20 protein-coding genes are annotated in these 18,200 nt (G+C 67.0%); 13 read left to right on the top strand and 7 right to left on the bottom strand.

All coding sequences use genetic code 11. From position 1 onward, the window contains the following. The 3 genes from ABD817_RS14115 to ABD817_RS14105 form a co-directional block, all read right to left on the bottom strand. Positions 1 to 495, bottom strand: coding sequence for an NUDIX domain-containing protein (locus ABD817_RS14115; protein WP_344918330.1), 495 nt, complete (start codon positions 493 to 495; stop codon positions 1 to 3). Between the two features lie 76 nt (positions 496 to 571). Next, complete coding sequence (locus tag ABD817_RS14110) at positions 572 to 1,117, bottom strand: GNAT family N-acetyltransferase (protein WP_344918329.1); 546 nt, start codon at positions 1,115 to 1,117, stop codon at positions 572 to 574. Between the two features lie 217 nt (positions 1,118 to 1,334). Next, complete coding sequence (locus ABD817_RS14105) at positions 1,335 to 2,774, bottom strand: glycosyl hydrolase (RefSeq protein WP_344918328.1); 1,440 nt, start codon at positions 2,772 to 2,774, stop codon at positions 1,335 to 1,337. Positions 2,775 to 3,098: 324 nt separating this feature from the next. Here ABD817_RS14105 and ABD817_RS14100 point away from each other — a divergent pair, with 324 nt between their 5' ends. The 5 genes from ABD817_RS14100 to ABD817_RS14080 all read left to right on the top strand — a co-directional run bounded on the left by ABD817_RS14100 (position 3,099) and on the right by ABD817_RS14080 (position 6,103). Beyond that, on the top strand, positions 3,099 to 3,665 hold the full coding sequence (locus ABD817_RS14100) for a TetR/AcrR family transcriptional regulator C-terminal domain-containing protein (RefSeq protein WP_344918327.1): 567 nt from the start codon (positions 3,099 to 3,101) through the stop codon (positions 3,663 to 3,665). A gap of 335 nt (positions 3,666 to 4,000) precedes the next feature. After that, on the top strand, positions 4,001 to 4,276 hold the full coding sequence (locus tag ABD817_RS14095) for a hypothetical protein (protein ID WP_344918326.1): 276 nt from the start codon (positions 4,001 to 4,003) through the stop codon (positions 4,274 to 4,276). Continuing rightward, entirely contained in the window at positions 4,245 to 4,763 is a 519-nt protein-coding gene (locus ABD817_RS14090) for a DUF6879 family protein (RefSeq protein WP_344918325.1), read from the top strand. Before ABD817_RS14095 ends, ABD817_RS14090 begins: the two co-directional genes overlap by 32 nt. A 13-nt stretch (positions 4,764 to 4,776) precedes the next feature. Then, positions 4,777 to 5,634, top strand: coding sequence for a helix-turn-helix domain-containing protein (locus ABD817_RS14085; RefSeq protein ID WP_344918324.1), 858 nt, complete (start codon positions 4,777 to 4,779; stop codon positions 5,632 to 5,634). A 280-nt stretch (positions 5,635 to 5,914) separates the two neighbouring features. After that, positions 5,915 to 6,103, top strand: a complete 189-nt coding sequence (locus tag ABD817_RS14080) for a hypothetical protein (RefSeq protein WP_344918323.1) — start codon at positions 5,915 to 5,917, stop codon at positions 6,101 to 6,103. A gap of 162 nt (positions 6,104 to 6,265) precedes the next feature. On the opposite strand, the gene ABD817_RS14075 is transcribed toward ABD817_RS14080, so the two are convergent. Next, the gene (locus ABD817_RS14075; RefSeq protein ID WP_344918322.1) at positions 6,266 to 6,466 is read right to left on the bottom strand and encodes a hypothetical protein; all 201 of its coding nucleotides are present in this window, start codon (positions 6,464 to 6,466) and stop codon (positions 6,266 to 6,268) included. Positions 6,467 to 6,553: 87 nt separating this feature from the next. Here ABD817_RS14075 and ABD817_RS14070 point away from each other — a divergent pair, with 87 nt between their 5' ends. The 5 genes from ABD817_RS14070 to ABD817_RS14050 all read left to right on the top strand — a co-directional run bounded on the left by ABD817_RS14070 (position 6,554) and on the right by ABD817_RS14050 (position 10,520). Beyond that, on the top strand, positions 6,554 to 7,180 hold the full coding sequence (locus ABD817_RS14070; RefSeq protein ID WP_344918321.1) for a DUF5753 domain-containing protein: 627 nt from the start codon (positions 6,554 to 6,556) through the stop codon (positions 7,178 to 7,180). Between the two features lie 5 nt (positions 7,181 to 7,185). Continuing rightward, complete coding sequence (locus ABD817_RS14065; protein ID WP_344918593.1) at positions 7,186 to 7,431, top strand: DUF397 domain-containing protein; 246 nt, start codon at positions 7,186 to 7,188, stop codon at positions 7,429 to 7,431. Positions 7,432 to 7,459: 28 nt separating this feature from the next. Beyond that, positions 7,460 to 7,711 carry a DUF397 domain-containing protein gene (locus tag ABD817_RS14060; protein WP_344918320.1) on the top strand — a complete coding sequence of 84 codons (252 nt, stop codon included), beginning with the start codon at positions 7,460 to 7,462 and terminating at the stop codon, positions 7,709 to 7,711. 205 nt (positions 7,712 to 7,916) lie between these two features. After that, positions 7,917 to 8,492 (top strand): GyrI-like domain-containing protein, encoded by a 576-nt coding sequence (locus ABD817_RS14055; protein WP_344918319.1) that lies wholly within the window; start codon positions 7,917 to 7,919, stop codon positions 8,490 to 8,492. Between the two features lie 834 nt (positions 8,493 to 9,326). Continuing rightward, positions 9,327 to 10,520: a S1 family peptidase gene (locus ABD817_RS14050; RefSeq protein ID WP_344918318.1), complete on the top strand. Its 1,194-nt coding sequence runs from the start codon at positions 9,327 to 9,329 to the stop codon at positions 10,518 to 10,520. A 52-nt stretch (positions 10,521 to 10,572) separates the two neighbouring features. Here the strand turns inward: ABD817_RS14050 and ABD817_RS14045 are convergent, their stop codons facing one another. Beyond that, a complete protein-coding gene (locus tag ABD817_RS14045; protein WP_344918317.1) occupies positions 10,573 to 11,373 on the bottom strand; it encodes a hypothetical protein in 801 nt (266 codons plus the stop codon). A gap of 208 nt (positions 11,374 to 11,581) precedes the next feature. On the opposite strand from ABD817_RS14045, the gene ABD817_RS14040 reads away from it, so the two are divergent. Then, a complete protein-coding gene (locus ABD817_RS14040) occupies positions 11,582 to 12,352 on the top strand; it encodes an arylamine N-acetyltransferase family protein (protein ID WP_344918316.1) in 771 nt (256 codons plus the stop codon). A 10-nt stretch (positions 12,353 to 12,362) separates the two neighbouring features. On the opposite strand, the gene ABD817_RS14035 is transcribed toward ABD817_RS14040, so the two are convergent. Next, entirely contained in the window at positions 12,363 to 14,096 is a 1,734-nt protein-coding gene (locus ABD817_RS14035; RefSeq protein ID WP_344918315.1) for an ABC transporter ATP-binding protein, read from the bottom strand. A gap of 123 nt (positions 14,097 to 14,219) precedes the next feature. Here ABD817_RS14035 and ABD817_RS14030 point away from each other — a divergent pair, with 123 nt between their 5' ends. Further along, positions 14,220 to 14,633, top strand: coding sequence for a MarR family winged helix-turn-helix transcriptional regulator (locus ABD817_RS14030; protein WP_344918314.1), 414 nt, complete (start codon positions 14,220 to 14,222; stop codon positions 14,631 to 14,633). Positions 14,634 to 14,717: 84 nt separating this feature from the next. Here the strand turns inward: ABD817_RS14030 and ABD817_RS14025 are convergent, their stop codons facing one another. Then, positions 14,718 to 15,788: an amidohydrolase family protein gene (locus ABD817_RS14025; RefSeq protein WP_344918313.1), complete on the bottom strand. Its 1,071-nt coding sequence runs from the start codon at positions 15,786 to 15,788 to the stop codon at positions 14,718 to 14,720. 161 nt (positions 15,789 to 15,949) lie between these two features. Here ABD817_RS14025 and ABD817_RS14020 point away from each other — a divergent pair, with 161 nt between their 5' ends. Next, positions 15,950 to 18,031, top strand: coding sequence for a M6 family metalloprotease domain-containing protein (locus tag ABD817_RS14020; protein WP_344918312.1), 2,082 nt, complete (start codon positions 15,950 to 15,952; stop codon positions 18,029 to 18,031). The last annotated feature ends 169 nt before the right edge of the window (positions 18,032 to 18,200 follow it).

The raw sequence follows: 18,200 nt of genomic DNA, 5'->3' as shown, positions 1-18,200 counted from the left end.
TCAGCCGCCGGTGCCAGGAAGGCCGCCCGGCAGGTAGACGGGGCGCTGGTTCCCGCGGGCCAGGCGCCCCGCGGCGAGGCGCGGCGCGATGTGCGCGGGCAAGAGGGGAGCCGCGGTCTCCCAGGGCAGGAACGCCACCTCGTCGAGCTCCTCGACCTGCGGCCGGATGCGGGCGGGGTCGTCCAGGACGCCGCCGTCGAACATGAAGTTGATCAGTGCGCGGGGGCGGTCCCCCTCCGCCGGTATCCAATGGACCACGAGCAGCTCGCCCGCCTTGACGGAGACGCCGAGCTCCTCGGCCACCTCGCGCATGGCGCCGTCGTGGGGCGCCTCGCCCTCCTCGACGATCCCGCCGGGGAAGTTCCAGCCGGGCCGGTAGTTGGGCTTGACCAGCAGGACACGGTCCTCCGCGTCGGTGAGCAGCATGCAGGCCGAGACGAACGCGGTGGGCAGGGTGGCGTACCAGTCGGCGGGGTCGGAGTAGAGCTCGCTCATTCCCGTCACGCTACCTTCGCGGGCGGCCGGTCGAGGGCGGGACCCGCCGACGCGTTCCGCCCGCGCAGCCCCTCGCTCAGCCGAGCTTCCTGACCAGGAGTTCCATTTCCAGGTCCTCCCGGTGCGGCACGCCGACGCTCTCGTCCTCGTAGGGGAAGGGGATCGTCTCGCCGGTGCGGGTGTAGCCGCGGCGCACGTACCAGGCCAGGAGCTCCTCGCGCACCGAGATCACCGTCATGCGCATCTCGTTCACGCCCCAGGTCTCGCGGGCGAAGCGCTCGGCCTCGGCGAGGACCGCCCTGCCGAAGCCGCCGCCCTGCAGGGTGGGGCGTACGGCGAACATCCCGAAGTACGCGTGTTCGCCCCGGTGCTCCACCTGGCAGCAGGCGACGATCTCGTCGTCCACCTCCATGACGATCATGCGATTTTCCGGTTTTCCCAGCTCGGCGGTGACCCTCGCGGTGTCCGTCCGCCGACCGCTCAGCAGGTCCGCCTCGGTCGTCCATCCGGCCCGGCTGGACTCCCCCCGGTACGCCGAATCGACCAGGAGCACCAGCGTGGGCACGTCCGCGACGGTGGCCACGCGGAAGGTCGGCCGCGTGGTCCGGGAGGGGCGGTTCATGTGCGTGATCCTCTCAGCGGGCGGTGAGATGCGCGCGGATATCGAGTCGCCTGATCCTATGAATCATAGTCAAACGGGCTTTTTGTCCGGATTTTTCATACCGGGCTGAGGGTGCGGCGAGGCCGTGAGAAAGGCCCGGCCCGCGCGATACAGGACTCGCGCGGGCCGGGCCGGGGAAACGCCGTGGACCCATGCCCGGGTCCGGCGGCGGTTTAGCTCACTCGGCCGCCTGGAAGGCGCGGCCCGCCGGGGTGGCGACGCCGTTGCTCCGGAACAGGCCACTGTTGGGCTCGGTGTCGGAGGAGGGCAGTCCGAACCAGGCGAAGCGCTGCACGTACGGCAGGGAGTTCAGCATCTTGATGGACTCGGTGACGAAGGCCGCCTGCTGCGCGTCCGTGGGGAAGCGGACACCGTTCGAGAAGTCGATCAGGGCGTACTCGGTGAGCCAGATCGGCTTGCGGTAGCGCTCGTACACGGCCTGGATGTACGACTTGAGCTGGCCGGTCGCCGCCTCGGCGCGGAAGTCGCCGCCGTACCAGTGCAGCGTGATGAAGTCGACGCGGAGGTTCCTCTGGGCCGCTCCGGTCATGAACCGGTCCAGCCAGCCGCCCGCCCGGTCACCGCCCCAGGCGACGGCGGGGCTGCCGACCTTCAGGCCGGTCGCGGTGAGCTTCGGCCACAGCGACAGCGCCTGGTCCACGGTCATGTTGGACTGGTCGGCGAAGTCCGGCTCGTTGAAACCGAGCAGGTAGGGAGAACCGGCGTTCTTCGCCTGGGCGAGGTTCTGGTCGGTGACGCTGGCGGCCCCCCAGATCATCGGGACGAACTCCGTCCCCTGGGGAGTGGTGACGCCGTTGTGGTTCGTGGACCACGTGTAGTACCAGTTCGCGCCGGAGGCCTGGAGGGCCGCGCTGACGTTGGGCGCCTGCCACACGCCCACGCCCTTCTTGCCGGAGGCTCCCGTGGGGGGAACCTCGGGGACCGGCGTGGTCGGGGTCTTGCTGGGGGTGGCGCTGGGAGTGGAACTCGGGGTCTTGCTGGGCGTGGCGCTGGGGGTGGGGTCCGGGGTGCGGCTCGGGCTCGACGTCGGCGTCGGCCTGGTCGGGGTGGCGCTGGGAGTGGGGGTGGCCGAGCCCTTGCCGAAGACCTGGAACTCCCAGAGCGAGACCCCGTACTGGGTGGAGCGCTGGGTGGCGTAGAGCCGCACGTACCGGCCGGTGGCCGACACGTTGAGGGTCTGCACACCGCCCTTGCCCGCGGTCGTGCTGTGGATCGTCTCCCACTGGCCGCCACCGGAGGAGGTCTGGATCCGGAACGCGGTGGCGTAGGCGCGCTCCCAGTTCAGCACGATCTTGTCGATCGCGGTGGACTTGCCCAGGTCCACCTGCAGCCACTGAGGGTCACTGAACTTGCTGGACCAGCGGGTGCCGCTCTTGCCGTCGACCGCGGCCGCGGCGGACAGGTCGCCTCGCTCGATCGAGGAGGCGACAGCGGCCTGGCCCTGCGACAAAGGGGTCTCGGCCGCGCTCGCGGGGAGGGCTCCGTTCACCACGGAGGCGCCCATGACGGCCACGAGGGCGCCGACGAGCGCGGCGCGGCGTACCTGACGACCTGCCGTGCGACCTGCTGCGGTACCGCGCGGAACAGTCTCACTCATATGGATGAGGTCCTTCGTACGGGGAGTAGAGATCGGACATTGTCGACGTACCGGAGGAGGCATGCCAGGTGGGCCGGATCGCGGATCTTCTGTCGGTCGGGTCCGGTGCCGGACATATGCGCTCCTGTACAGGAGACAGGCGGGCGTGCCGGGGATAACAGAAATTCGAAAAAAGAACGTCATGAGTTTTCGCCGCCGCTGTCGGTCGCACCCTCCGGGGTGAAGGCGGGAGGGGACCTTCTGGGCCCGCCCGGATGGGTCGGCGATCCGAGCGTCTCGGGCCACGGGAAGTTATCGTCGATAACAGGACGTGGGGAGGCGATGATGCGACACACGCGTGCCACGGTGATGCGTACGGCGCTGCGGCTGCTCAACGAGGTCGGGCTCGACGGCCTGACCACGCGCAGGCTCGCGCAGGAGCTCGACGTGCAGTCACCCGCGCTGTACCGCCACTTCGGCAGCAAGCAGGAGTTGCTCGACCACATGGCCGCGACCATGGTCGAGGACGCGTTCGCGCACCTGGCCCGCCCGGCGCCGGATCAGGACTGGGCCGACTGGCTCGCCGAGCGGGGGCGGGTGCTGCGCCGGAGCCTGCTGTCCTGCCGCGACGGCGCGCGGCTGCACATCGGCGCCCGGCCGGTCGGGAACCAGGACGTGGTCTCCGACTCCGTGATCGAGGTGCTCGGCGAGGCGGGCTTCCCTCCGGCACACGCCCGGCGGGTGGCCCTGGTCATCAACCGCTACACCCTCGGGTGGATCGTCGAGGAGCAGGCGAGCGCCGACCGCCCGGTGCCGGGGGAGTCCCGCGAGACGGCCGACGCCGACTTCGAGTACGGGCTGAGGACGATCCTGGCCGGTGTCCGCGCGAGCCTGGACGGTGAGACACGCTGACGCTGACGCGGCCCCGGTCGCTCTTCCGATGTCCGGCGGCCATGCTGTGCGTCATTCGGCGCCGACGCACTCTGACCAAGGACCGAGTCGCACGGCACCGAACGGTCACCCGGAGCCACCAAATCTTCGCCGTACGAAGGAGACATGGCTGGTCAACCTCTGGGACTTCTTGTTCCGGGTTGCTCGGGTACTTGTCGGCACTATGTGACGTTGTTGCTGACCTGCCCCAGTACGTCAGAAGTTCAAGTCAGGTCGTGAGCAGCAGACCCTTGACTCTGTGCATCCAACGCGTGACTCTTGGGGCTCATGAGCGTAGACCAGGAGGGCGAAATCTCGTGCAATCCTACGATGATGGAGACGGTCTCTCTCTTACCTTCTACTGCAAGGACCCAGAATCCAATCAGGACAACGAGTGTGAGACGTTCTATCGGACCGATCGGGGGTCTTGGCTCGTACAGGTCAAGAAGCGCGGCCCCGGGGTAGGGGCGCAGCTCATCGGCCTCGGGGAAGATGAGACATTCGGGGAACTCTCCGAGCGCACCGTGAACGCGTTCGTCCAAAAGTACGTGAGGGAGCACTATGGAGTTGATCTCCCCGAAGGAACGGGCTGATCTGGTCAACGGCATCAGCCGGGAAGCGCTCCACGTCGAGACGCGCGACAACTACGGCATAGACGCTGATTTGTTCGCCAACTGGCGGGCAGGTGACCGTGAGGAGGTCCCTCGCGTCCTCAAGCCGTGGTGTGACCGGGTCAGGGCTGGGGTTGCGGAGGGGAAGATATACCGCCGCGTGTGCGTGGTGTCGGAACCTCTCTCGGCCTACCAGCGGTGGTGTTTCGAGGCGACGAACGGCCTCAAGGCCGAGGCCGGGGAAGACCTGCGTTGGGTGCCGCGACGGCTGACCTCCCCGTTGAGCCTGCCGGGGAACGACTTCTGGTTGCTCGACGGTGAGACGGTCGTGTTCAACGTCTTTGACGGAACGGACAAGCGCGCCGAGATTCAGCTCTACCGTGACCCTGCCATCGTGAAGCACTGTGCCGACGCCTTCTCGGCTCTGTGGGACCTGGCCATCCCGCACCGCGACTACCGGCCCGCCTGACAGCGTCCCGTCCTTGTCCGAACAAGATCAAGTACAAGCTGCCCGTAAGGCGTTCGGGCGGAGGCTTCGCGGCCTGCGCCTGGACGCCAACCTCAACGGCCGTCAGCTCTCGGCGCGATCCGGGATGCGCGACTCCAAGATCTCCCGGATCGAGCTGGGACGGCAGAATCCCACGGAAGCCGACATACGGGTTTGGTGCCGTGCCTGCGATGCGGAGGACCAGGTCCCCGAGCTGATAGCCGCGCATCGGCAGATCGACGAGATGTGGGAGGAGCACCGGCACGCGATGCGGGCCGGGCTCAAGCAGCAGAGCGAGCGGATCAAACCGCTCTACGAACAGACCAAGCTGATACGCGCTTATGAGCCTCAGACCGTCCCCGGCTTTCTGCAGAGGCCGGGATACACGCGAGCCGTGATCGAAGACGTGTCCCGATTCCACGGGCTGACCGACGACGTAGATCAGGCCGTCGAGGGGCGGCTGAACCGTTTGCGCGTCCTTGAGTCCGGCAAGTGCATGTTCTCGTTGGTCATCGAGGCCGGGGCGCTCTATGCCCAACGGGGCAGTGTCGCTGTGATGTTAGACCAGCTCGACTACGTCGAACGTGCGGCCGGCTTCGCGAATGTGGCGCTGGGCATCATTCCTCTTGGCCGACTTCGGACCATCTGGCCGGGGGAAGGGTTCTACGTCTATGACGAGTCGCTGGTTCGCAGCGAGCACTGGACCGGGGGTTACCGCGCCAGGCGTCCCAGCGAGATAGCGACATACCTACGGATCTTCAAGTTGTTGCAGTCCCAAGCCGTCTACGGTGACTCCGCACGAGCGGAGATAGACGCCGCACGGAGGTTGCTGCAATCTCGGGAAATTTCCTAGCCCCGGTTCTGGCTGGACTCCTACCGTCTGGGTTATGGCGTCCGGACAGACAGGGACCTTCGCCGGGAGGCGAGAGGACGACGAAACAGCGAGCCCCGTGGGGCGGGAACCTTCTGAGATGTTGGGTGATCTCGCGCGGCTGGTCAGGGCGCGAGGTGTTCGAACGTCGATCATTCACTATGTGGAGCTTCACCTTCGCGGCCACCGGCCGCTCCCGTTTCCGCGAGAAGACCGCTTCGAGCTGGTCACGCATAGCCGCGATGGCTGGGAGGTGGCGAGCGTGACCGTGGGAGGTCGCTCCGGCTGCTTCGTGGTCTCGCTGCCCTCAGTGGGGATCACGACCCAGCTGGTGAACGCCGACCAGCCGCACGCGGTGGTGGACCTGATCCTCGCCGCGCTGCCGAAGGTATCGGAGTCCGATGTGGTCGAGGAGTCAGACGGCACTCTTGGGGCACGCCGCATCTGGTGAATCAAGTTCCCCGGTAGGGCAATCCTTTCCCCGGATGGTCCATACCCGACCGCCGCCCTACCGGAGTCGCCCCCTGGTTGCTCGGTGCGTTCCCACGCCACCATCTCTCGCCCCTCGTGGAGGGCGAGGGAGCAGCCAGGGGGCTCAACGCCGAAAGTCGAATTATCTGTCGGTTTCTCCCAGCCAGACGAGATCGGAGTGGAGCCGGTACGCGGCGCTGTCGGCGCTCCGCCAGCTGCCGAATCCCCGGGCGGTCACGCCGACGGTGGCGGCCTCTCCGCCCGGCAGCACCAGCCCATACGCCACCACCTCCGAGAGGCCCTCTCCATCGGGGTCGTCGAACTCCTGGACCAGCGCGAACATGCGAGGCAGGCCACCGGCCAGCGCCCGGACCTGCTGGCTCTCCTTGATCTGTACGGTGTAGCCGACAGTGGACGGCGCGAGAGCTTGATGAAGCTCAGCCAGGAGGTCTGGCAGAAGGGCTGGTGGGATGGGTACGCCACTGAGGTCGCCGGTGCGTTCGTCGACTATGTGTGGCTGGAGTCCCGCGCGGCCTGGATTCGCGCCTTTGACAACACACTGCTTCTCGGGTTGTTTCAGACGCAGGAGTACGCGCGGGCGGTGATCACGGCAGCGGAGTTCGGTGCCGAAAGACAGCAGATCGAGCGATGGGTCGAGTTGCGCATGACTCGCCAGGAGATCCTCCGAGGTGACGACCCTCCGCGCCTGTCAGCGATCATCGATGAAGCGGTCTTGCACCGTGAGGTCGGTGGTCGGGAATGTCAGATGGGGCAGCTACGCCATCTGATCGAGTGCGCCGCCCGGCCGAATATCGAGATCCGGGTGCTCCCGTTCAGTGCTGGTGCGCATGCCAGCCCGACAGGGGCTTTCCGAATCCTGGCGATGAGGAATCCCTATCCTGAGGTCGCCTATGCGGAGACCCCGAAGGGCGCTATTTACGTGGAATCCCCCGATGCTGAAAGCTTCGTGCTGACATACGATAATTTGCGGAAGCTCGCCCTCGGCCCTGAAGACTCGGCCGAACTCATCTCCGCAATAGCGAAAGAAATGCGGTGAACGCGATGCAAGAGCACAGCAAGCCCAGCTCCGGTGAACTAGCCGATGTGGCCTGGCACATCAGCACGAAGAGCGAGAACGGCGGCGGGAGCTGCGTCGAGGCTGGGCCGTTGGGCGACGGTAGTAGGCGGGTCGCCGTACGGCACAGTCACCGGCCCTGTGGTGAGGTGATTGTCTACACCCGCGCCGAGTGGGAGGCGTTCATCGGCGGCGTCAAGGACGGGGAGTTCGACTTCTCCGCCACCACGTGAAGTCCGCGACGGCAGAGGAGTTGTCGAGATGAACGCGATGGAAGGGCGCGAGGTGCCCGGCCCCGGCGAACTGGCCGGTGTCGCCTGGCGTATCAGCACGCGGAGTGAGAACGGCGGCGGGAACTGCGTCGAGGCTGGGCCGTTGGGCGACGGTAGTGGGCGGGTCGCTGTGCGGCACAGCCACCGGCCCGACGGTGAGGTGATCGTCTACACCCGCGCCGAGTGGGAGGCGTTCATCGGCGGCGTGAAGGATGGGGAGTTCGACTTCTCCGTGACGTGAGATGCGTGACGGCGGCCTGAGCCCGCCGTGGTGCGGGCAAAAGTGAAGCAGGCCGACAGGACTATGGCGCTGCCCGCACCGCTCACGTTCCGGCCCGGAGGCAGGCTCGACCGAGGAAGTGCGTTCACGCTCACCCGAAACTACGCACACCCGGGATTACGTGCCTCCGGAATATCGCCCCGAACCCCTCAGATACGGCATAGTGATGCCGCTCGGGAGCAACGGGCGAACGGCCGAGGTCGCGCGGGGGGTACGGGTGGAGATCATCGAGGGGCCGTCGGCCGGCGCCAAGCCGGATCGGCACTGCGTGGGTATTCGGGTGGTCACGCCGTTCCGTGGCATGTTCGCCGTCCGGGACGAGCTCATGGAGGAGCTGTACGGCTGGCTCGACGAGCGAGGCGTCGATTTCGGGCACACCTTCTTCCGCCTGCATGTAGTCGACATGGCCGGCTCGATGGACGTCGAGGTCGGCGTCGTCACCGAGAAGCCGGTCGAGGGCGACGGCAGGGTCTCCTCCGGCGTGCTGCCGGCGGGCCGGTACGCGACGCTGACCTACGTCAACCACGCTCGCCGGGCGAACCGCGCCCTGATCGAGTGGGTACGGGGGCAGGGCCTGACGTTCGACTGCGTGGAGAACCCGGCCGGCGACCGGTTCGGCTGCCGGTACGAGGCGTATCTCACCGACCCGAGGTCCGAACGGATGAAGACCCGCTGGCGCGTCGAGCTCGCCATCCGCCTGGCCGACGGGCCCTCCCGGGAGTCGCCCGGCGAGCCTTCCTAGGAAGACGTCCCGATCGCCGCGAGGACCACCGCTCGTCCACGCGTCGCCGCCCGCCGCCTCGCGGCCGAGTAAAGGGCCGATCGCTGGAACGGCTGTCATGAAAAGCGACGCTGCGGCCAGTCCCGCGCGCACGTGCGGATGCTGGTCTTATGCGCACATGCGGACCCACGCCGAAGCATGGTGCCCGATCGCGTTGGTGACCACTACGTCGATTCGCACATCGCGGCCGTGAGCGCGGCCGAGTCGCAGAACGTGGCCGGTGAATCTCGCTTTAGGACGCCGCCCCTGCTACCCCTGCAGGCGCATGGAGTGACGCCACCCTCTACTCACACGTCTCATCACGCGACGCTTGCTCTCGACCCGACCGGTGACACCTGCCCGCACCTGGTCGATGGCTTCGCTATTGACACCACTATGGCTTGGCGTCACGTCCCTGAAAGCGTCATTGGCACCACCGCGGCCTAGCGCCATGTCCGTGAAAGCGTCAGCCCGCCGACCGCGCTCGCCGACGACGTCTGAGAGTCCCGGTGTCGGGTTTCGCGGTCATCGGATCTGATTCCAGTGCCAGTCTTTCCGAGCCCAGCATATTCCGGGCCTTAAGTAGAAATTCATCTTCTTGTAACCCTTCTGGCATCATCATGATACCTGATTGGTTCTTTTGTGACGATGCGAGAAAGTGGTACAAGCTATCGCGAGAAGTAATTACGTTGAACTATTGATCGTTTCTGCAAAATATGATCAACTCGACATCAAGCTACCTATGAAACGAGGCTTCCAGTGCGATTATCCAAGCTTTCGGTGTTGCTACTTGTCCTCATGCTCACGGTCAGTAGTATGGCCACTCCGGCGCATGCGCTCACGCTCTTGTCGGACGTTCCGCCAAAGCCTGGCGAACAGGTCGAGAAGGAGCCCTTCAGCTACCTCTCGCCCGAGACAAGAAAAAGGATGGACGCGCAGGAACCGCTTCGGCGGGCAGCCAAGCCGATCATGAATGCCGTGCTTTCCAGCACGAAAGACCTGGGGTTCGCCGGGCTCAAGCTTGAAGACGGCTTTGTTCAGGTCTGGTGGAAGGGAGATGTTCCCGCCCACATGGAGCCGGTCCTTGCCAAGGCGCGGTTGAACGCTCAGGTGAAGGTGGGTTCGGCTCGGTTCTCACGGGAGGAGCTCAGGGAAACCGCAGCGGCGATAAGGAAAGACCTGGCCGACAATCCTCGCGGGCCACTCCATGCTGTCGGTGTGGAGTCTGACGGCAGCGGGGTCTACGTCGAGACCGAGAACGCACAAGCCAAGAGTGATCTCAGTAGGACGTACGACTCGCTTGGCTCTTCTGTGCCCATTGAGGTCAAGATCGCCGAGCGGGCGGTTCCCGCTGGACGTATGAACGACACCTCGCCGTTCTATGGAGGAATGCGTATTCTAAGTGACGACGGTGCGATCTGCACCGCGGGGTGGCCGGTGGCGGCGACGAACAATGCCGCCTTTCATTACCTGCTCACCGCAGGTCACTGCACCGGCATGTATACGAACTGGCAAAACGGCAATCGCTCCATGAACATCGGTCAGACGATCCTCGAAAGAGCCGACCACGACCTGGCGCTGATTCACGCCCCGAATGGCACGGGAAGGTATATGTGGGATGGTGGAGTGCCGGGAGGGTGGAACACCTCAGGCGAGTTCACGAAGCAAATCGCAGGTTGGGACCACGTGTATGAAGGACAGTGGCTCTGCCAGTCCGGGCAGACGAGTGGCGCGGTCTGCAGCTTCGAGGTCGTGACCAGCGGAGATTATGCCTACTGTGGTAATGACGCATACGGTAACTATGAGTGCTACTACGACCTGTTCCGCGCCAATCAGTTCTACGGGCAAGGGTCGCGCGGTGGCGACAGCGGAGGGCCGGTTTTCTATCCGAACACGGGAGGGCAGGTTCACCCGGTCGGTGTGACCTCCGGGGCGAGTTCGGGCAGCCTGATATTCCAGGACATATACACCGCGCTGGCGGATTTCCCGATACAGATGCGAACCTACTGACGATCCGAGAGCATGTACGACCGGTATTGAAAATCTGCTGGAAGTGATGATCTCACGGCATTGAAACCGGCACAGGATTGCCGTGCTGATCGACCACGACCCTTCCCTCCAGTGGTTGATCGATTCGTACGGTTACGCTTCTCTGTATCGCGAAAGCCGGCCCATCGCAGTCGGACCGCGCGGTAATCGGTTCACCGGTAAAGATCACTACGGCGGACTGGAGTTGACCGGCTTCGAAATGATCGCCCCCCGCTGGGCCGCAGGGGTCCGGGGCGGCGATCATTTCGAAGGAAAGTGAAGTTTTCGACGAGTCCAGAGAGACACCGTCGATCGCCGTCGATCGTCTTATTTGACCCAGGCGCCAGAACGCGTCAGGCGTCACCGCTGGCCAGCTCACGGACCCTCCCTTGTCCGTGTAGAAGCTCCATGAGGGAAGTGACAGCGAGCCCCTGTCCGTCATCCATTCCAATTGGTTCAGGCGTGCTTCGACGACGGTCGTGGCCTCGCCGGGTAACCGCCGAAGCTGCTCAGAAAGACGATCGAAAGCGTCTGTGGCTGATATCTGATTAAGTTTTACCCTGTCTCCGTGGAGGAGGACCTCCTGGCTTTCCGGCGGATCGTCAGACAGATTCGCCCGTAAAGTGAACCGTGTTGCCGGTTTGGCGTTACCCAAAGATTTGGGGAGATCGTCAATGATGACTATCGGACGTGGGTCGCGTGCGTATGGAAACTCGCGCCACTGATCCTCTGCCACGCGAGAATCGCCGACTCCTGATTGCCCGGAACAGGCCGACATGAACAGAATCGCAAAGCACAGCAGGATCGTTTTTTTGGTGGTGTGAATGTCACCCATGCCCGGAACGCTACTTCATGGTGAGATGTCACGCCAGTGCGGGATAAGTGACGGTGTATGTCACGGAACGCACACGGTGTCCCGCGATAGGAAGCTTTTTCATCCTGGGCGACGGCATTGCCCGTCCGGTTGTGGCTCTCCGCCCGTCTAGGCAACGTTCGCTGACGGCGGGATCCGGCGGACACCGGCCACGTGGTTTGCTGTCTGGATGAACGAAGCGCGGATCACTCTATATCTGGACAGACTTGGCGTCACCCGGCCCGCGAAGCCGGATGTCCAGGGCCTGCGAGTCCTGCAGCTCGCGCATTTGAGGGCGGTGCCGTTCGAGAATCTGAGCATCCATCTTGGCGAGCCGATCGCCCTCGAATCGGACGCGCTGTTCGACAAGATCGTCAACCGCCGTCGCGGTGGCTTCTGTTACGAGTTGAACGGGTTGTTCGCCGAGTTGCTGACCGCGCTCGGCTACCGGGTGACGCTGCTGGCCGCCCGGGTCTTCGGCGGTGGCGTGCCGGGGCCGCTCTTCGACCACCTGGCGCTGCGCGTCGACCTCGACGAGCCGTGGCTGGTCGACGTCGGGTTCGGCGACTTCTCCGACGGGCCGCTGCGGCTCGGCGAGCGCGCGGAGCAGAAGGACGGCGGGGGCGTGTTCCAGATCGGGCTCGCTCCCGGCGACCACGGCGACCTCGACATCGCGCACAACGGCGATCCGGGGTACCGGCTGACCGCCCGGCCCTACGAGCTGGCGGACTTCGTCCCGATGTGCTGGTGGCAGGCGACCTCCCCGCGGTCGCACTTCACCGGGTCGCCGGTCTGCTCGATGCGTACGGCACAGGGCCGGATCACGCTCCGGGACCGCAAACTGATCCACACCGTGGACGGCGAGCGCACCGAACGCGCCCTGGACGAGAACGAGCTCCTGCCCGCCTACCTCGACCACTTCGGGATCGCGCTCGACAGGGTCCCGTCCGCCGGAGCGTGACGCGCCCGGGTCAGGCCGAGGCGAGGGAGCGGTCGCGGTTGACGAGGGCGGCGTAGGGGCCGTCGGCCGCGAGGAGCTCGTCGTGGGTGCCGCGTTCGACGACGCGGCCGTGGTCGAGGACCACGATCTGGTCGGCGTCGCGGATCGTCGACAGGCGGTGGGCGATCGTGACGGTGGTACGGCCGTGCGACAGGGTGTCCAGGGCCTCCTGGACGGCGCGCTCGGTCTGGGTGTCGAGGGAACTGGTGGCCTCGTCGAGGATGAGCACGGGCGGGTCGCGCAGCAGGGTCCTGGCGATGGCCAGGCGCTGCTTCTCGCCACCGGAGAAGCGGTAGCCGCGCTCGCCGACCACGGTGTCGTACCCGTCGGGCATTGACGCGATGTGGTCGTGGATCCGGGCGGCCCGCGCCGCCGCGACGATCTCCTCGTCGGTGGCCGACGGCTTGGCGAACCGGAGGTTGTCGGCGATCGAGGAGTGGAACAGGTAGGTCTCCTGCGAGACCACGCCGACCGTCTCGGCCAGGGCCTCGAAGGTCAGGTCGCGCACGTCCACCCCGTCGATCGTGACCCGGCCGCTCGTCACGTCGTACAGGCGGGGCAGCAGGTAGCTCAGCGTGGTCTTGCCCGAGCCGGTCTCGCCGACCACGGCCAGGGTGGTGCCCGCGGGGACGGTGAGGTCGACGTCGGAGAGGGTCGGGGCCTCGCCGTAGGAGAAGTCGACGTGCTCGAAGCGGATCTCGCCGCGTACGGTCTCCGGGGTGCGGGTGCCGGGGTGGATGTCCACCGCCAGGTCCAGATACTCGAAGATCCGGCCGAACAGCGCCAGGGAGCTCTGCACGTCGACGCCGAGCCGCAGCAGCGACACGGCGGGCCGGAACAGGTTCATCTGGAGCGTGGTGAAGGCGACGACGGTGCCGATGGAGACGGCCGAGGTGAGCCCGGTGGCCCAGTAGATCACCGCGGGCATGGCCGCCATGACGATCTGGATGGTGGACTGCCGCCAGCGCCCGGCCATGCTGGAGCGGACCTCCAGGTCGGCGAGCTCGTCCGAGGCGGCCGAGAACCGCCCGGCCAGCTCGGGGCCTCGGCCCATCGTCCGGCCCAGCAGGATGCCGCTGATCGACAACGACTCCTGGACCATCGACGACATGGCGGCCATCTTCCGCTGCCGCTCGGAGGTGATCCTCCTGCGTTCCCGGCCGACCCTGCGGCTGATCCCGACGAAGAGGGGGAGCAGCAGCAGCGACACGATGGTCAGCCGCCAGTCCAGCACGAGCATCGCGATGATCGTCGCCACCACTGTGGTCAGGTTGGAGACCATCGAGGCCGCGGTGGAGGTGACCACCAGCTGCATGCCGCCGATGTCACTGGCGATGCGCGACTGCACCTCGCCGGTCCTGGTACGGGTGAAGAAGGCCATGGACATGCGCTGCAGGTGACCGTAGACGCCGGTGCGCAGATCGTGCATGACGCGCTGGCCGACCCCGGTGGAGATCAGCGTCTGGACGACGTCGAGCACGCTGGTGACGACGGCGACCGCGATCATGCCGAGCGCGAGCAGGGTGAGCAGGCCGGTCCTGCCGTGCGGGATGGCGTCGTCGAGCACCGAGCGGAGCATGAACGGCGAGGCCAGCGAGACGAGCGAGGACAGTCCGATGAGGGCGCCCACGACGGCGAGGCGGCCCCGGTAGGGACGGAACAGGCCGATGACGCGCCGCAGGGGTGCGCGGGGTTCGTCGTTCACGTCAGGTGTTTCGTGCCGTATGGCACTTTTGGTTCGTTCCTCCACGGAACTCCTTTCTGATGTTTGCTCAAACAGAGGTTACCTCACATTCATTCCCCGTAGCACTGGGATAAGTTCGGCGCTGTGGAGACGGAACTGGCCGACCTGGTGCACGGCGTCGGCCATCGACTGCGGCAGGGGTACGGTGAGCGGCTCGGCCCGCTCGGCCTGAGTCCCGGCCAGGCGCGGGCGCTTCGGGTCATCGTCGACTCCGAGCCGCCGCTGAAGATGGTGCAGCTCGCCGAGAGGCTGCGGATCGTGCCCCGCTCGGTGACCCCGGTGATCGACGCCCTGGAGGAGGCCGGGCTGGTCCGCCGCGAGGTCGATCCGGCCAACCGCCGATCCACGCTGCTGGTGGTGACCGGCGAGGGCCGCGAGCGGTACGAGCGGGTGCGCGAGGCGCGCAGGCGGGTGGCCGAGGAGCTGTTCTCGGTGCTCACCCCCGAGCAGCAGGACCGGCTCAGGGAACTGCTGGGCGCGGTCGACGCCCAGCATTAGGGCTGGATTCAAGAAGGTCGCGTCGGCTCAAGTCGGCTGCTCAAGTCGGCTCAAGAGGGACGCGCCGGTCCAGGAGGGCCGTGGTCAGGCCAGGCGCCTGGTCTCCGCGTCGCCACTCTCGGGCTCGGTCTCGGCCTCGCTCTCGTCGAGGCGCCAGCGGGGACTGCCGCCCACGAAGGTGGCCACGCACCGTCCCGGCCCCTCGTGGAGCAGGGCGGTGTAGGCGGTCCGCTCGTCGGCCTCCACGGCGAAGACGGCGAAGTCGGCCCGGCCGCCCCGTCCCAGGGAGCCCAGGCGGCCGGGGCCCTCGGCCATGTCCAGCGCCCGCGCGCCGCCCAGCGTCACCGCCTCGACCAGGAGCCGGTCGTGGCCCGGGGCGTAGGAGAGCGCGCGGGCGACCGACAGCGGGTCACCGCCCGTACGGGTGCCGACGGCGATCGCGCTCCCCCCGTCGAGGAGACCCTCCGCGGCGAACGGCGACGAGATGGCGATCACCGTGCCGCGGACCCCGAGGAGCTTGCGGTCGGCCTCGTCGAGGGGGCCGGAGATCGCGATGTGGCAGCCCGCGGTGAGCACCCCCACCTCGTCGAGGAATCCGACCGGGTGGCGGCCGGGCTCGGCGTGGAGCCGGAGCCCGAACGTCCGCGACAGGACGGCGAGGTCCTCCATGACGAGGGGGTCGGGGGAGTGGGCGGCGATGCCGATGACGCCCGGGTGGTCGACCTCGCGGATCGCGGTGATCAGCCGGTCGCGCCCCTCGTCCTCCCACTGTTCCTCGTTCTCGCAGCGGGTCTCCAGGTAGGTCACGCCGCCCAGCCCTGCCTCGCCGAGGGTGGAGGCGGCGTCGAGGTCCGCGGCGATACCTCCCGCCGCGGTGACGCCGTGGACGGAGGCCGGGGCGGAGGTCCTGTCGAGCCGGAGATGCGCGTCGATCAGTCCCGGTACGATCATGCCCGGCCAGTGGATCGGGGTCAGGAGGGGGTGGGCGGCCTCGATCTCGGCGCGTGGCCCGACCCGTACGATCCGGTCGCCCCTGACGACGATCGCCCCGTCCCTGACGGGAGGGCTCGCGACGGGCAGGACCAGAGGTGCGCAGTGGATGGAGACGACTGCCCGAGCACGCGTGCCGATGGTTCGACCGGCCCGCGTCGACATAGGCACTCCTGGATGTTCGTCCCTTTTGGAGAGGTTAAGGGGACGGGGCGGAGATCTCAAATGCATCTCCGGTAAACGTCTTCTCCACCTTCCTGACAGAAGATTGTTGATCTATCTGAAAACGGTCGATACCGTCTTTTAATGTGATACGACCCCCCAGGTTGCTGAAAGTACTGCTTGCCGCGATCGTGCTGATCCCCGTCGGTCTCACCGCCGTTCCCGCCTCCGCCGATCCCGCCCCCGAGCCCGAACACCCCTGGCGTCTGGACCACTGGCCCCGGACCCAGCCCTGGCAGCAGGACGCTCCCGAGGCCGGGACCGCGCGGCGCGCCGACCCGGGTGGCCCGGCACCGATCGACCCGCAGAACTGGAAGAACCCGGACCACATGACGTGGGCCGACTACCGCAAGCCTCCCGGCACCAACTGGGCCGACCCCGCGGCCAAGGGGTCCAAGCGGACCTTCCGCGGCGCGCTCGTCCTCGCCGACTATCCCAACCAGCCGTTCGTGGTCACCCAGCCCAAGGGGTCGACCGTCTTCAGGAACCCCAGCGCCGAGGCCCACGACATCCCCCGCGAGCAGGTCGCCCAGTTCTACAAGGACTTCCTCAACACCCCCAACGAGCTCAACCGGGGGCACACCATCCACGAGTACTGGATGGAGGACTCGGGAGGCCGCTACGGCGTGGAGCTGACCTCGTTCGGCCCGTACCGGATGCCGGGCAAGTCGCACGAGTACGCGATGGAGTTCCAGGGAGGCACGGCCTGCCCGTCCGGCGACACCTGCACCAAGAACATCAGGACCGACGCGCGGGCGGCGTGGGTCGGCGCCGTCGGCCAGGAGGTCCCCGCGGGCTTCGACTTCGTCTTCTACCTGAGCGCGGGGCAGGACGAGTCGGCCACCTGGCAGGAGTTCGGCCCGATCAAGTTCCCGACCAAGGAGGCGGTGACCGACGACTTCGGCCCGCCGGACCCGGCCCTGCCCAACTGGGCCAGGACCCGCTACGTGGAGTGGACGTCCTGGGCCTCGGCCTCGTCCATCTGGCCCAACGCCGGGGGCGGCTCCTCCACCCAGGCCGAGAGCTCCGGGCAGGGCGTCTACGCCCACGAGCTCAGCCACATCCTCGGCATCGGCGACAACTACAACAACCCGTTCGGGGTGCCACCGCGCCGGGCGTACACCGGCGTCTGGGAGATGCTCAGCCGGGGCAGCTTCAACGGTCCCGGCGGACCGCACAGCCGCTGGCTGATCCCGCCCACCTCGGGCGGCTCGATGGGCGCCCAGCACATGCTCCGCAACAAGATCAAGCTGGAGATGGTGGACGAGGCCAACGTGCTGCGCCTGTCCAGGGAGGCGCTGGCCGAATCGGGGCTCGTCGTGGCGAAGGTGACCGCCCGGGTGGCCCAGCCGGGACCCACCGGCCTGTCAGGGGTGAACATCGCCTTCGGGAACGGCGACCGCAGCCCGGCCTGTGACGTGAACGCCGACCCGTTCTGCGACGGCGGAGGCTACGACAACTACACCGTCGAGGTCGTGGACCGGATGGGCGCCGACTCCTTCACCCCCGACTCCGGCGTGTTGCTGGCCAAGACCAAGAACGAGGACCGGGCGCCCTTCGAGTGGGTCGTCGACGCCAACCCGCAGGACATCGGCATGACCGACTACGTGCTGCCGGACGGCACCGCCGTGCCCATCACGGTCGGCGACTACCGCCAGCTGGCGGACGCGCTCTTCCACGCGGGCACCGGCTCGGGCTCGGAGTTCGAGTACGTGGACCAGGCCAACCGGCTCCACTTCTACGTCCTCGACCTCAAGCGCGACCGCAAGGGCATCCTGTCGTACACGGTGGCGATCCGCTCCCTGGACGGCGCCGGGCCGAACAGGCGCGGTGTGAAGCTGCTCCCGTCCGTCGGCGTCCCCTCGGGCAAGGACCTGACGTCCTGCCGCTTCCCGCTGTTCAACACCGGCAGGGCCGCCCCGGCGCGGGGACAGCACCCCGAGGACGTGAGCGCCTACCTCAAGGGTGACGTCTACCGGCTGTCGGCGACCGTCGACGGCCGAGGCTGGACGGCTTCGCTGCCCAACGAACTCGCGACCGCCGACTCCGGGGGGAACACCCTGGTCACCGTGAACGCGCGACGCGGAGCGGGCGGCGGACACCTCGCCAAGGTGACCCTCACCGCCACCTCGGAGAGCGACCCGTCGAAGAAGGCCACGGCGACCTGCGTCGCGCTGGGACGCTAGCGCCGCAGGGCGGCGGGAGAACCGCGCGTGTCACCCGGGCGCCACGAAGCGCCCGGGTGACACGGACGGGACTCCCGTGAAAAAGGACCCCTGTGAAAAAGGACCCCGTGAAAGGGGACGTCCGCGACAACGGGTTCACCCACTGTTGGCCGTGCGAGCGCGCGGCCAC

Source organism: Streptosporangium oxazolinicum (genome assembly GCF_039537505.1).
Taxonomy (GTDB): domain Bacteria; phylum Actinomycetota; class Actinomycetes; order Streptosporangiales; family Streptosporangiaceae; genus Streptosporangium; species Streptosporangium oxazolinicum.
This window is presented reverse-complemented; position numbering and strand designations above follow the sequence as displayed.

Bases quoted from the DNA above. Each gene is read 5' to 3' on its own strand.
- ABD817_RS14115 (WP_344918330.1), bottom strand. From the start codon at position 495: ATGAGCGAGCTCTACTCCGACCCCGCCGACTGGTACGCCACCCTGCCC.
- ABD817_RS14110 (WP_344918329.1), bottom strand. From the start codon at position 1,117: ATGAACCGCCCCTCCCGGACCACGCGGCCGACCTTCCGCGTGGCCACC.
- ABD817_RS14105 (WP_344918328.1), bottom strand. From the start codon at position 2,774: ATGAGTGAGACTGTTCCGCGCGGTACCGCAGCAGGTCGCACGGCAGGT.
- ABD817_RS14100 (WP_344918327.1), top strand. From the start codon at position 3,099: ATGCGACACACGCGTGCCACGGTGATGCGTACGGCGCTGCGGCTGCTC.
- ABD817_RS14090 (WP_344918325.1), top strand. From the start codon at position 4,245: ATGGAGTTGATCTCCCCGAAGGAACGGGCTGATCTGGTCAACGGCATC.
- ABD817_RS14075 (WP_344918322.1), bottom strand. From the start codon at position 6,466: ATGTTCGCGCTGGTCCAGGAGTTCGACGACCCCGATGGAGAGGGCCTC.
- ABD817_RS14070 (WP_344918321.1), top strand. From the start codon at position 6,554: ATGAAGCTCAGCCAGGAGGTCTGGCAGAAGGGCTGGTGGGATGGGTAC.
- ABD817_RS14065 (WP_344918593.1), top strand. From the start codon at position 7,186: ATGCAAGAGCACAGCAAGCCCAGCTCCGGTGAACTAGCCGATGTGGCC.
- ABD817_RS14060 (WP_344918320.1), top strand. From the start codon at position 7,460: ATGAACGCGATGGAAGGGCGCGAGGTGCCCGGCCCCGGCGAACTGGCC.
- ABD817_RS14055 (WP_344918319.1), top strand. From the start codon at position 7,917: ATGCCGCTCGGGAGCAACGGGCGAACGGCCGAGGTCGCGCGGGGGGTA.
- ABD817_RS14050 (WP_344918318.1), top strand. From the start codon at position 9,327: ATGGCCACTCCGGCGCATGCGCTCACGCTCTTGTCGGACGTTCCGCCA.
- ABD817_RS14045 (WP_344918317.1), bottom strand. From the start codon at position 11,373: ATGGGTGACATTCACACCACCAAAAAAACGATCCTGCTGTGCTTTGCG.
- ABD817_RS14040 (WP_344918316.1), top strand. From the start codon at position 11,582: ATGAACGAAGCGCGGATCACTCTATATCTGGACAGACTTGGCGTCACC.
- ABD817_RS14025 (WP_344918313.1), bottom strand. From the start codon at position 15,788: ATGTCGACGCGGGCCGGTCGAACCATCGGCACGCGTGCTCGGGCAGTC.